A 13428-nucleotide genomic window follows, 5' to 3' on the forward strand; every position below is an offset into this window, starting at 1 on the left:
TTAAAATCTTTGCTATTAAGATTAAAATAAAAAAACGTACGTTTGCCTTACGAAATCAATTATTTAGAACAAAGATAAATAATATTTCCAAATCTCACAAATTTATTTTCATTTTTGCATAGAACAAATAAAATAAAACACACTGAATCAACTCATTACATTTATGTTATTTAAAAAGATTTTTTACTTACTATTGCTTTTTTCTGCTTTTGGCTATGCCCAACAAAAGGGTAGTCTCTCAGGAAAAGTGATAGACAAGACCACAGGCGAACCCTTAGTCAATGCCGAGGTCATTATCAAGGAAACAGGAAAAGGCACCGCTACCAATGAAAAAGGCTTTTACTCGCTTCCTTCTTTGCCCAAGGGTAGCTATACCGTAGGGTATTATTATCTTGGTTACCAAAGTGTTAACAAGAAAATCACTATCAGCGGAGATACCAAGCAAAATATAGCCCTCTCGCAGGAGAAGCAGGAAATCGGTGAGGTAGTATTCTCCGCCAAGACCATCGCACATCAAAAGAAAGAAGAGGCCATGCCTGTTACGGTGATTGACCTATCCAATATGCGGGGTACCGTGAGCAGCGTACAAGATATATTGATTAAAACCGTGGGGGTTACCATCCGCTCCTCCGGCGGCGTAGGAAGCGCCTCTCGCCTTTCTGTACGTGGCTTGGAGGGTAAGCGTATTGGCTTTTTTATAGACGAACTCCCCTTGAGTGAACAGACAGATTATATTGACATCAACGATATTCCTGTGGATATGATTGACCGTATAGAAATCTACAAAGGGGTAGTGCCCGCCCGCTTCGGTGGGTCTTCCCTTGGTGGGGCAGTCAATATCGTCATTCGTGAGTATCCTGAGAAATATGCCGACCTTAGTTATGGTTTAGAATCTTTCAATACCCACAAACTGCAAGCGGTCTTCAAGCGCAACCTCAAGGAAAAGGGGCTTACCTTTGGGGTTGGTGGTAGTTATACTACCGCTGATAATAACTATACCTTTGAATCCCCTTATCACAAAGGCCTATATATCACCCGCAATCATGATAAATACCAAAAAATACTGGTAGGAGGTAGCTTTAAAGCTCACAAATGGTGGTTTGACGAAGTGGAAATAGAACCTGTTGTGGTCAAAACTTACAAAGAAGTACAAGGAATAGAATATGATATCCGCGAGGCACATAGCCGTTCGCTTATGGCTGGACTGGCTACCAAACTCAAGAAGGATAACTTTTTCTTAGAAGGGCTGAATTTTGATATGCTCAATGGCTTGGTACTTACCCAAATGAACTTTATAGATAAGGCCACTCGTCGCTACGAATGGGACGGTTCCTCCTACCCTACCCCCTCACGCTATGGGGGCGAAGCGGGCTACAACTTCCCTTCGGATTCCGATGATCGAAAATTCTCTTTTGTAAACAAAACCAACTTGGAATACCTTATCAATCAGCAGCATTCGCTTAATTTCAATACCGTACTCTCTGTGGCCAAAGGTACTCCCAAGGACGATCTCAAGAGGTTAAGTTTAGGAAAGCAGGTCAATTTTGATTCTCATATGCTCAGTTGGGTCAGTGGGCTTACTTACGATTTTCGTACTTCAGACGACAAGTTCCTCAACTCCCTCACAGGACGCTATTATCTCTATACCATGCATACCCAGCGGGCACCCCTTTTCGTTCCTGGAAAGTATGATGTGGATCTGAATAAGGGTAGTTTTGGCTTCAATGATGCCTTACGTTACCGCTTTCTTCCCTCTTTTATGGGGAAACTCTCCATAGGTCATGATGTACGTATTCCTACCGAAAACGAACTCTTAGGCGATGGGATTGCTATTGTCCCCAGTGGTGATTTGCTCCCAGAGCACAATACAAGTGCCAATATAGGTTGCCTCTTTGACTTGGTCGGCAAGCACCCCTCCAATGCCCAAATAGAACTCAACTTTTTCTATATGCACCTAAAGGATATGATTCGTTATACAGCAGGGCTTATTGGTGCCCAATACCAAAATTTTGGAGAGATGCGCACCGTGGGAATAGAATTTGAAGCTAAGGCCGATGTGCTTCCTTCGCTCTATGCTTATGCAAATACTACCCTTCAAGACCTTAGGGACGTTCGCGATTATGAGCCTGCCAGCACCGTACCCAACCCTACCAAGGACAAGCGTATGCCCAATATCCCCTACCTTATGGGAAATATAGGATTAGAGTTTCACCGAGAAAACCTCTTTGGAGGTACTGGACAGAACACCCGTATCTTCTTGGATTATGCCTTTGTTGAAGAATATTTCTACGATTTTGAGATGACCAAGCTCGACAAGCGCCGTATTCCTCGTAGTATGACCTTTGATCTGGGCTTTGAGCATAGTTTTCTCAACAACAAACTCTTTATCTCAGGAAAAATACGTAATCTTACCGACCAAAAAGTACTCACCGAGTTCAACCGTCCCCTTCCGGGGATCAATGGAGGGGTAAAACTCCGTGTTATATTCTAAAATCAACTAAAAATCATATTATCATGTATTCAAAATTTTTCTTAACCCTATGTGCTTGCGCTGTACTGGGTACTGCCTGCAAGAAAGAGGATAACAAAGACCCTCAACCTACCCCAACCCCTGATGCTAAGGAATATACAGGAAATTATATTCTGAAGACATCACTAAAAAACGAAGATGGAAAGAGTGGGAGCTCTTATCTACAAGCTATTAACAAACTTAGTGCTACCGAAAGTGTAGATAATTCCAAGGCTGAACAAGTGCCTTATATGTCCAGTGTAATAATCTATGACAATGAAGTATATTCTCTTGACGCTATAGATGGAGCTTATGGAGTAGTCAAGTTCCAATATGATCGCAGTAATGGAAAACTCACCAGAGGAGCGAAAATGGATACACCTGCACACGCTATGCCTTGCAACTTTGTCAAGGTAAGCAATACCAAAGCTTATCTCCCTTTGTATAACTCAGGAACTGTATGGATATTCAACCCACAAACCATGCAGAAAACAGGAGAGATAGACATCACCTCCTATGCTCATAGTGACAACAGTCCTGATGCTGGCTTTGGTGTAATCCGTGGCGATTATTACTACCTCCCTCTATTACAGTTAGGTCCTGATTATGCCCCATATGCAAATCACTTACAAAGTGATGTACTGGTAATCAATATACAAACTGATAAAGTAGAAAAACTCATTTCTGAAACTGCTACCCTCTTGGCTATGCCTTCTCAGCCTTCTTATAACAGCTGTATTTTTATGAACGAGAACAAGGATATCTACATCATGTGTGCTGGATATTTTGGCTTCAACCCAGAGAATACACACTCAGGTCTCGTTTGCATTCCTAATAAGGGAGAACTTGCCCAAACAGATTTTGACAGTTCTAAATCATGGGACATCTCCTCCACCCCTATAGAAGGCACTCCCTATAAGCCTAACACTATATACAGTGTAGTATATTTAGGAGGTGGCAAAGTGGCTGCTTTTGTATCAGCTGCTGAACTCAATGTAAAAGATCCTTTTACAGATAAGAATGGTATTGCGGTACTTATGGACTTAAATGCGAGAACAATCAAAAAGATAGATGGTATTCCTTATACCGACAGCCATAGTGTAGGTATCGCCAAATATAAGGATCTTGTTGTTTTTGGTGTATCTGGCAAAGAGAAAAGAGGGCTATTCGGTTATAACCCTACCACTGGTACTACCCAACAACTACTTACCACCACAGGAGGTGCTGACTTTTTCTATGCATTTGAATAAACTAAAAAATCATCATATATCATGTATTCAAAATTTTTCTTAACCCTATGTGCTTGCGCTGTACTGGGTACTGCCTGCAAGAAAGATGAAAAAGAAGAAGAAGCGAAAGCTTATACTTCTAAAAGTAGTGGTAAATACTTATTGGAAACCTCTGTAAAAAATGAGGATGGAATGAGTGGTGTCTCCTATATACAGCTGACTGATAAGTTAGAGGGAAGTATAGGCAACACTCAAGGAGAACAAATAGAATTTGGCGCTTCTGTACAAGTGGCAGGTAATGATGTCTATCTCTTTGATACCATGAAAGGTGTTGGAGGAATAACTCGTTGGAGCTATGACCCTAACACTAAAAAACTCACCAAAGGGACTAACCTCCCTGCCCCTGCCGGCTCTATGGTAGGACACCTTGAAAAAGTAAGTGATACCAAGGCTTACTTACCCCTCTATGGTCAAGGAGTAGTATGGATTATCAATCCCAAAACTATGGAGAAAACAGGGGAAATTGCCCTAAACCAATATGCGCATGGAGATACCAACCCTGAACCTGCTATGGGGCTTATCCGTGATGGCAAATACTACTTATGTCTCACCCAAGTAGACTCTGGAAAAGGTTGGCAGCCCTATGCTGACTATCAGCAGAGTGATGTAGCCATTATTGATATCCAAACCGATAAGGTAGAAAAGATAGCTTCTGAAAAGGCTACAGGGCTTACTTTCCCTACACGTCCTATGTCCCAATGTAGTGGTATGCTCTTCACTAACGAAGCTGGTGACCTCTATGCCGCTACAGTAGGGTATTTTGGGTTCAACCCTAATAACACCAAGTGTGGCTTTATCTGTATTCCTAAAGGAGCTACTGAGTTTGACACTAATAAGTCTTGGGATATCTCCACTACTGCCATTGAAGGCTATGAGCATAAGGCCTCCACAATCTTAGCTACACAATATATAGGTAACGACAAGGTAGTTGCTTACGTAGGTATTCGCGAACTCTATACCGACAATCCTTATACCTCCAAGAGTGCTTTGGCCATCTTAGTTGACCTTAAGGGCAAAACTATCAAGAAGATAGACGGTATTCCCCTTACCGACGGACATAGCGTATTCATTACCAAGATGAAAGACAAGGTTATATTTGCTGCTTTTGGAACCGATAAGGTAGGTCTGTTCTCCTTTGACCCTGCTACAGGAGCCGTACAGCAACTCCTTAGCACTCAGGGAAACCCCGCCTATTTCCACGCTTTTGAATAGAATTATGAAATTAGGAAAAATACCCGAAACCATGCTCATTACCTTATGGGCAAAAGCTGAGGAACGCCACTACAATCCGCCTTTTCTAGTAGATAAGAAAGCTGAAGAGATGATTCCTCAGATAGATTATGACTTCTCCAAGTTCAGCCGATCCAAATTCAGCCAAGCGGGGGTCTGTCTCAGGGCAAGTCTTATAGATAAGGAAGCTCAAGCCTTCCTCTCTACCCATCCCGATGCGGTAGTAATACAGTTGGGCGCTGGCTTAGACGCTCGTTATGAACGCTTGGGAAGCCCAGCGGTGACTCATTGGTACGAATTGGACTTACCTGAAGTGATTGAATTGCGTAAGAAGTTCTTCAAGGAGAATGATAGGCGTACCTTTATCCCTCTTTCCCTCTTTGATTACCAATGGATAGAGACCATAAAGGCACATCAGAAGCCGATCCTTATCATTGTAGAGGGGGTACTGATGTACTTTGAGCGCACAGAAGTGAAGGCTTTCTTTGAGAGCCTTTGCCAAAAGTGCGAGAAAGCTACCCTTCTCTTTGATATGTTAGCTTATAGTCTTGTGGGTCATGCCAAAAATCACGATTCTCTCGGCTCTATGGACAAGAAGCAGCGCCCCGAATTTAGATGGAGCGAACTTGACAGCCACACCTTGGAGCAGTGGCATCCGCATCTGCATATTGGTCAAGAGTACTATATGAGTGACTACAACCGTGGACGCTATCCCTTTATCTTTAGAATGCTCTATAAGCTCCCTTATTTTTACAAACGGTTTAACCAAAGAGTCATAAGAGCAGAAATTAGTGAAAAGTGAAGAGTGAAAAGTGAAGAGTGAAAAGTGAAAAAAGAGGCTATCCCAAAGGTTAGCCTCTTTTTATAGCTTATTCTACTATTGTGTCTATTTTATCGCAATAAAGCATCTAATTGTGCTTGAGTAATTCGTTTATATACAGTTATATTTCTTCTACCATTTTTTACAGTGGTCAAGGTTAAGTTATCTCCTGTTATAGAAACAAAAATTCTAGTTCCTTCTATTTCAATAGTGGTTTCATTGAGAATAGTAAAAACCTCTCTGTCTGTTTTGTAACGACAAACTCCTGTCTCTTCTTCAAATTCATAGAGTAATACTTGATTTCCTGTGATTTTCATTGAAATTTTCTTCTGACAATCACCAAGTATTTCTATAACATCATTTTCTATCACGGAAACTACCTGCCAAATCCCATCAAGATTTGCAATTGTTTTTCCTATATTACCGCCTCCATTGTTATTACCGCCCCCATTGTTATTACCGCCCCCATTATTGTTGCCTCCTCCATTGTTGTTACCTCCTCAATTGTTGTTACCACCGCCATTATTAATGGTTGCTAAAATAGCATCTAACTGTGCTTGGTTAATCTTTTTGAGATTTAAGGTTTCCTTCTGTCCATTTTCTTCTATGGTTAGTGTAAGTGTATTGCCTGAAATAGAAAAAAGAATCCCTTTTCCATTTGGATCATTGGCATCCTTGATAAGATTACCTTCTATTTTGTAGGTTTCTACATGATTGTCGTAATTACAATTTCTTGTACTTCTGTTTGTCTCAAACTCATGAAAAGTCAATTGATTCTGAGTAAAAACATACACAGTTTTTTTATCACAATCACCAAGTATTTGTGATTGTCCTGCAACTGTAGCTGATTCCAATTGCCAAGCCCCTGTAAGGTCTGTTGAAGCATTATCATTCTTCCCACAAGAAGAAAATAGCAAAGCTGCAAAAGCTGTTGCCCCTAGAAAAATTCTTTTCATAAAAATCAATATTTCGGTTTTTATAAGGGCAAAGATACTACTTTTTCTCTAATAAAAAACTATTTATAAAAATATTAACCATTCTTCGCTTTTCACTATTCACTATTCACTCTTCACTTATTTAGAACCATAGCAAAACTGTCAGTACTACTGTAAAGATAGCAATCAATGGCCAAACAAACTTAAGCCATTGGTTATAGTTGATATTGACCATAGTCAATGAAGGGAGTATCATACCTGTAGGAGTAATCAGTCCCATGATTCCCATACCAAAGAGGTAAGCACTCACGACCTTGTCTCCCTCTATCCCTACGACAGTGGCCAAAGCTCCCATGATAGGCATGGTAAGCACTGCCATACCCGAAGAAGATGCAATAAATAGACTCAATACAGCAAAAACTAACATGAGTATAGGCAAAAAAACCATAGGCGACATGCCTTGTACAAGTTCAGTAGCATAGTAGAGGATAGTACCTGATATTTGTCCTTCGTTAAGGATAAAAGAAACCCCTCTAGCAATCCCTATGATAAAGGCTACTCCCAAAAGGTCTCTCGCGCCTGTAAGAAAATGATCTATAAAGGGTTGTTCCCCTGTACGCTGGATTATAGCTATCACTATGGCCGCTACCAAAAAGAGACCTGTCATCTCTTGGAACCACCAGCCCCACTGGGAAACACCTATGATCATCACTATGAAAGTCAGGGCAAATATAAATAACTGTATTTTGGTAGAAGTTTTGAGTTTTGTGGTAGCCTCTGCTGTATTGGTAGCATAGATTTCTGGAAGTGCTACTCCATAAACTAACGATTTTTCAGGATATTTCCTTACCTTCTCTGCATAGCGAATGATATATACAATACTGATAACAAGGCATAGTACCAAGGCTATCGCACGTATAGTAAGACCTGAAGTCCAATCAACCCCTGCTGCATCGGAAGCAATAATTACTGCAAATGGATTGGTAGTGGAGGCCATAGAACCTATATTAGCTCCTATAAAAATCACCGCCAAAGGCACTAACAAGTCATACCCCGCTGCTAAAAAGATAGGCACCAACATAGGGTAAAAAGCTAAGGTTTCTTCTGCCAAACCAAAAGAAGTACCTCCTAATGCCATAAGGGTAGAGAGTACGATAATAAGTATTCCTTCCTTTCCCTTAAAACGATGTGCCAAATAGCCCACTCCCTCGTTCAGTGCCCCCGAACTGTTGAAGACACCGATGAATCCTCCTATAAAGAGGACAAAAAGAATCAGGCTCACCGTCTCATAAATCCCCTTGATTGGAGCAAAAAGAATTTCCAAAAAGCCTTGTGGAGTAGCCTCTCGCTGCTTGTAGGTATTGGGGACAGAGATAGGGTTCTTGATCTTCTGCTCCTTGAACTTCTCTAGGCCAATGGAGATATTGTGGCTGGTAAGAGTCTCTTTGGTAGCGGCCTCTTCATAAGTCTTGTCCGCACTCTGAATAACAAATACATCTTTGTCCTTATCATACCAAAGGGTATCATAGCCACCAGCAGGCAGTAAATAAGTAAGGGCGGCCGCCAAACACATCACAATCACAAGGACTGTATAGGGTGTAGGAAATTTTAGCTTCTTCATTTTTAGGATTAAAGGGTTATGAAAAAAGATATCATATTTTGCATATGACAAAATAATTACTTAACAAAAAAGCTAAAATTCATTACACTTAGAGCCACTCATCTACCACAATTATACCTCTAAAAAAGAAAATCAGCTCAGGGAACAAAAGTACAAATTTATTACCTATTTTCCAAAAGTATTTTCCGATAATCTTAATTTATAGGAATTTTTACCCATATAGCTATTAATTAGTTTTTTGCCCATAATAATTAGCTTTTTTCTAATTAACTAATTAGTTAATTCATTTTTTCCTTTGGCATGAAATTTGTATCTTTGCCACACATAAACAACATATACTATATAAAAGCATTATTTATGGCAAAAATCAAATACTATTATGACTCCGAAACGCTTTCTTTCAAGCAAATCAATAATCGAAAGAGGCGCCTGAAGTATATGTTTTTTTTCTTGCTTTCTTCTTTTCTTTTTGCCCTGATTTTGGTAGTGATCCTCTATAATATCAACTTCATGCAGACCCCTAAGGAGCTTTCTCTAAGGCGGGAGCTGAAGGAAAATGAAACACAATTTGCCATTCTCAATAGGAAAATGCAGCAAATGGAAGAGGTATTAGACCATATTGCTGACAGGGACAATACGCTTTACCGTACTTATTTTGAAATGGCACCTATCCCCGACGCTCAGCGAAAAAGTGGCTTCGGAGGGGTGAACCGATATGAAGATTTAGAAAAATACACCAACTCTACGTTGCTTATCGATATGACTAAGCGCTTGGAAACCCTAGAGAAACAGCTGGCTATACAATCCAAATCCTTGGACGATATTGCAGCCTTGGCCAAGGAGAAAGAAAAACTCCTACAATCCCTTCCTGCTATTCAGCCCGTTCAGAACAAAGACCTCAAGCGTATGGCATCGGGCTATGGTTTCCGTACCGACCCTTTCACAAAGGTTAGAAAATTCCACTATGGTATGGACTTCTCCGCCCCTACAGGCACTTCTGTCTATGCCACTGGCGATGGAGTGGTTACCCGTGCTGATAACAATTCCTCTGGTTATGGAGAGCATATACGTATAGACCATGGCTATGGCTACGAAACGCTCTATGGACACCTCAGCCAATACAATGTACGCCCAGGACAAAAGGTAAAACGTGGTGATGTGATCGGCTTTGTAGGTAGTACAGGCCGCTCCGAAGCGCCTCACTTGCACTACGAGGTAAAGAAAAACGGCGAACACCTCAACCCTATCAACTTCTACTATGGCAGCCTCTCTGCCGAGGAATATGCCGAAATGCTTAAGAAATCTAACCAAGGTAACCAATCCTTAGACTAATGGAAATCCCTAACCAAAAGCGCTACTATTCTATAGGAGAACTGGCCGAAGCCTTTGGGGTGAATACCTCGAAAATTCGCTTTTGGGAGAAAGAATTTGACTTTCTTTCCCCCTGCAAAAGCCTATCGGGCACCCGACGCTATACCCAAAAAGATATAGAAAATTTCCGCTTGGTTTATCACCTAGTAGAAGAAGAAGGCTATACGCTGGAGGGTGCTAAAGCAAAACTCAAAAGACAACCCAAGCAACTGCTCTCCACCGTTGAAATCATAGACAAACTCAAGGCTATCAAGGAACAATTAGTGGCTATCAAAAATGAACTATAAGTCCTCCCTCAGTTGCAATAGTGCTACATTTTCAATATGATAGGTCTGGGGAAACATATCCACTGGGCGTATCTTGACCACTCTGTACATAGGTGCCATCAGTGCCAAGTCTCTGGCTTGGGTAGCACTGTTACAGCTGACATAGACCACCCGCTGGGGAGCGATCCTGAGAATCTGAGCTACCACGTCCTTGTGCATACCATCGCGAGGAGGATCGGTAATAATCACATCGGGAGTGCCATGAGTGGCGATAAACTCTTCATTGAAGATATTTTTCATATCTCCTACGAAAAATTCCACATTGTCTATCTGGTTGTTACGCGCATTCTCCTTGGCATCGGCTATAGCTTCAGGTACGGCCTCTACCCCTATGACTTTTTTAGCTTTTCGAGCAACAAATTGGGCAATGGTGCCTGTCCCTGTATAGAGGTCATAGACGAGCTCTTCACCTGTTAGGGCAGCAAAATCACGGGTAACCTTATAAAGCTCATAGGCCTGAGTGGAATTGGTTTGGAAGAACGACTTGGCATTGATCTTAAACCGTAAGCCTTCCATCTGCTCATAGATGAAGTCTCGCCCATGGTAACATATCACCTCTTGGTCATAAATAGTATCATTGGGCTTATTATTGATGATATATTGTAGGGAGGTAATTTGAGGAAATTGTGCCAAAAGATAATCCAAGAGCTGCTCTCGCTCATGTTGCTGCTCCTCTAAGAACTGAATGACAACCATCAGCTCGCCTAGGGAAGTAATACGTATCATAATAGTACGCAACCAACCTGTATGGGTTCTAGGATTGTAGAAGGTATACCCTTGGGAGAGCGCGTATGCCTTCAGCGTATTGCGAATAGCATTGGACGGATCTTGCTGGAGGTGACACTTATGAATATCCAATACCTTGTCCCACGCCCCTGCTATATGAAAGCCCAAGCCATTGCGACTGTCTATGGTCTCTTTGGAAGCTATCTCTTCGGGGGTAAGCCAGCGGGTCTCGCTAAAGGAGAATTCTATTTTATTGCGGTAGAAATACGGTTTCTCACAGCCCAAAATAGGCAAGGTCTCCTCTGGGACTATTCCTCCCAAGCGCTTGAGGTTATTGACCACCTCTTGCTGCTTATAGAAGAGTTGGCTCTGGTAGTTCATATGCTGCCACTGACAGCCCCCACAATAGGTAAAGTGTTCGCATACAGGCGTCTCCCTCTGTGGTGAATACTGGTGAAACTTTACCGCTATTCCCTCATAGAAAGCCTTTTTTTTCTTGGTAACTTGTATATCCACCACATCTTCAGGAACAGCATTTTCAACAAAGATAACACGCCCATCGGGGGCGTGCGCGATGCTTTTGCCTTTTGCCCCAGCATCGGTTATGGTAATATTTTCTAATAAGAGAGGTTTCTTTTCTTTTTTCATTCTTTAGAAGACAGATTTTAGGGGTTAGACAACTGCTAACCCCTATTGGTATTATCCTAAATAAGTTTTAAGGATTTTACTTCTTGAAGTGTGCTTAAGTCGGCGAATAGCCTTCTCCTTAATTTGTCGTACGCGTTCGCGGGTCAGCTCGAAAGTCTCTCCAATTTCCTCAAGGGTCATAGGGTAGTTTTCCCCAAGCCCAAAGTAGAGACGTATCACATCGGCCTCACGTGGGGTGAGGGTTTCTAAGGCGCGTTCTATCTCTGTTTTGAGCGATTCGTGCATGAGTTCCTTATCAGGATTAGGTGACTCCCCACTGCGCAAGACATCGTATAGGTTGGAGTCCTCCCCTTCTACCAAGGGGGCATCCATGGAAATATGTCTACCCGAATTCTTCATGGATTCTTTTACATCATTGACCGACATATCCAGTTCCTTTGCAATTTCCTCAGCCGAAGGCACACGCTCATGGGTCTGTTCCAAATAGGCATAAGTCTTATTAATCTTATTGATAGAGCCTATTTTGTTCAGCGGCAAGCGCACAATACGCGACTGTTCTGCCAAGGCCTGCAAGATAGACTGGCGAATCCACCATACCGCATAGGAGATGAACTTGAACCCACGTGTCTCATCAAAGCGTTGGGCAGCCTTAATTAGTCCCATATTCCCCTCATTGATAAGGTCAGGCAAGGTAAGTCCTTGGTTTTGGTATTGCTTGGCTACAGAGACCACAAAGCGCAAGTTGGCCTTAGTTAGGCGTTCAAGAGCGATCTTATCTCCTGCCTTAATACGTTGGGCAAGCTCCACTTCCTCATCGGCAGAAATCAAATCTACCTTACCAATCTCTTGTAAGTACTTATCCAAAGAGGCTGTCTCTCTATTGGTAACCTGCTTGGTGATTTTAAGCTGTCTCATTTATAGTGATCAATTGTTAATTGTTAATTGTTAGTTGTCAGTTATTAGTTGTCAAGGATTAGTGGTTAGTCACTAGAGAAGTGTAATTAACAAAAACCATTCCAAATTATAGTTTGTTAGCTACATTTAACTTACAAACCTTATAATATAACTACATTTAACCCTAACTTCCTCTTTATAATTCATTTTCCTTGTGTTTGTCATGAAAAGTGTCAGATTCGCTGACAGTGTCTTAAAGAAAAAATGTCAGTTGAGTATATACGACATTTTTCCATTTTTATTTTGTTTCCTTAAAAAAAAACGTATCTTTGTAGCTAGAAATACAGCTATTATTTTTCATTATGCTTATTGCACCTTCCTTATTAGCGGCAGATTTTGCCAACTTACAGAGAGACATTGAGATGGTCAACCGTAGCCAAGCCGATTGGTTCCATATAGATATTATGGATGGGCTTTTTGTGCCCAACATCTCCTATGGGATGCCTGTGGTCAAGGCCATCAAAGCACATGCTCAAAAACCCTTGGATGTACACTTGATGATTGTGGATCCTGACCGATATATTTCCGAATTTGCTCGCTTGGGTAGCTATACCCTCTCGGTACATTACGAGGCTTGTACCCACTTGCATCGTACCCTTCAAGCTATAAAGCATGAGGGCATACTCGCAGGAGTCGCCCTGAATCCTCATACTCCTATCCATGTACTGGAGGATATTATCACTGAGGTGGATTTGCTGCTTATCATGAGTGTTAACCCTGGTTTTGGTGGGCAATCTTTTATAGAAAACACCTACAAAAAAGTATCTCAAGCTAAGGAGTTGATCCTCAAATCTCATGCCAAAACTTTGATAGAGGTAGACGGTGGGGTCAATGCCAAAAATGCTCCCAAATTGGTAAGCGCTGGTGCCGATGTATTGGTGGCAGGAAATTTTGTTTTCTCTGCCTCTGATCCTGAGAAAACCATTGCCGAGCTAAAAAAAGACTGACAAACTACTGAAACATTATGTTTCTACACTTAATAAACTAAAACATAAAAGA

Annotated in this window: 12 protein-coding genes; 7 read left to right on the forward strand and 5 right to left on the reverse strand. The window is 41.5% G+C overall.

All coding sequences use genetic code 11. The features are described from left to right. Nucleotides 1-163 precede the first annotated feature (163 nt). Genes HMPREF1154_RS08175 through HMPREF1154_RS08190 form a run of 4 tightly spaced genes read left to right on the forward strand, consistent with a single transcriptional unit; the run spans nucleotide 164 to nucleotide 5830 of the window. Nucleotides 164-2491 carry a TonB-dependent receptor gene (locus HMPREF1154_RS08175; protein ID WP_009642109.1) on the forward strand — a complete coding sequence of 776 codons (2328 nt, stop codon included), beginning with the start codon at nucleotides 164-166 and terminating at the stop codon, nucleotides 2489-2491. A gap of 23 nt (nucleotides 2492-2514) precedes the next feature. Then, entirely contained in the window at nucleotides 2515-3759 is a 1245-nt protein-coding gene (locus HMPREF1154_RS08180; RefSeq protein ID WP_009642085.1) for a hypothetical protein, read from the forward strand. A 21-nt stretch (nucleotides 3760-3780) separates the two neighbouring features. Then, complete coding sequence (locus HMPREF1154_RS08185; RefSeq protein WP_009642117.1) at nucleotides 3781-5010, forward strand: hypothetical protein; 1230 nt, start codon at nucleotides 3781-3783, stop codon at nucleotides 5008-5010. Nucleotides 5011-5041: 31 nt separating this feature from the next. Beyond that, on the forward strand, nucleotides 5042-5830 hold the full coding sequence (locus HMPREF1154_RS08190) for a class I SAM-dependent methyltransferase (protein ID WP_009642064.1): 789 nt from the start codon (nucleotides 5042-5044) through the stop codon (nucleotides 5828-5830). Between the two features lie 89 nt (nucleotides 5831-5919). Here HMPREF1154_RS08190 and HMPREF1154_RS13530 read toward each other — a convergent pair whose 3' ends face one another. From HMPREF1154_RS13530 to HMPREF1154_RS08205, 3 genes are all read right to left on the reverse strand, one after another. Continuing rightward, a complete protein-coding gene (locus HMPREF1154_RS13530; RefSeq protein WP_009642087.1) occupies nucleotides 5920-6165 on the reverse strand; it encodes a hypothetical protein in 246 nt (81 codons plus the stop codon). A 183-nt stretch (nucleotides 6166-6348) separates the two neighbouring features. Further along, nucleotides 6349-6804 (reverse strand): lipocalin family protein, encoded by a 456-nt coding sequence (locus HMPREF1154_RS13360; protein ID WP_034567159.1) that lies wholly within the window; start codon nucleotides 6802-6804, stop codon nucleotides 6349-6351. Nucleotides 6805-6925: 121 nt separating this feature from the next. Beyond that, the gene (locus HMPREF1154_RS08205) at nucleotides 6926-8404 is read right to left on the reverse strand and encodes a YfcC family protein (protein WP_009642066.1); all 1479 of its coding nucleotides are present in this window, start codon (nucleotides 8402-8404) and stop codon (nucleotides 6926-6928) included. A gap of 357 nt (nucleotides 8405-8761) precedes the next feature. On the opposite strand from HMPREF1154_RS08205, the gene HMPREF1154_RS08210 reads away from it, so the two are divergent. After that, nucleotides 8762-9736: a M23 family metallopeptidase gene (locus tag HMPREF1154_RS08210; RefSeq protein WP_009642124.1), complete on the forward strand. Its 975-nt coding sequence runs from the start codon at nucleotides 8762-8764 to the stop codon at nucleotides 9734-9736. Beyond that, a complete protein-coding gene (locus HMPREF1154_RS08215) occupies nucleotides 9736-10062 on the forward strand; it encodes a MerR family transcriptional regulator (protein ID WP_009642061.1) in 327 nt (108 codons plus the stop codon). Before HMPREF1154_RS08210 ends, HMPREF1154_RS08215 begins: the two co-directional genes overlap by 1 nt. Here the strand turns inward: HMPREF1154_RS08215 and rlmD are convergent. Together rlmD and HMPREF1154_RS08225 are read right to left on the reverse strand one after the other, a co-directional pair. Beyond that, entirely contained in the window at nucleotides 10057-11475 is a 1419-nt protein-coding gene (rlmD, locus tag HMPREF1154_RS08220; RefSeq protein WP_009642100.1) for a 23S rRNA (uracil(1939)-C(5))-methyltransferase RlmD, read from the reverse strand. The genes HMPREF1154_RS08215 and rlmD overlap by 6 nt on opposite strands. A 51-nt stretch (nucleotides 11476-11526) precedes the next feature. Continuing rightward, nucleotides 11527-12390 carry a sigma-70 family RNA polymerase sigma factor gene (locus tag HMPREF1154_RS08225; protein WP_009642063.1) on the reverse strand — a complete coding sequence of 288 codons (864 nt, stop codon included), beginning with the start codon at nucleotides 12388-12390 and terminating at the stop codon, nucleotides 11527-11529. Between the two features lie 341 nt (nucleotides 12391-12731). Between HMPREF1154_RS08225 and rpe the strand changes: the two genes are divergently transcribed. Then, nucleotides 12732-13376, forward strand: coding sequence for a ribulose-phosphate 3-epimerase (gene rpe / locus HMPREF1154_RS08230; protein ID WP_009642065.1), 645 nt, complete (start codon nucleotides 12732-12734; stop codon nucleotides 13374-13376). The last annotated feature ends 52 nt before the right edge of the window (nucleotides 13377-13428 follow it).

It is taken from the genome of Capnocytophaga sp. CM59 (assembly GCF_000293175.1).
GTDB lineage: Bacteria > Bacteroidota > Bacteroidia > Flavobacteriales > Flavobacteriaceae > Capnocytophaga > Capnocytophaga granulosa.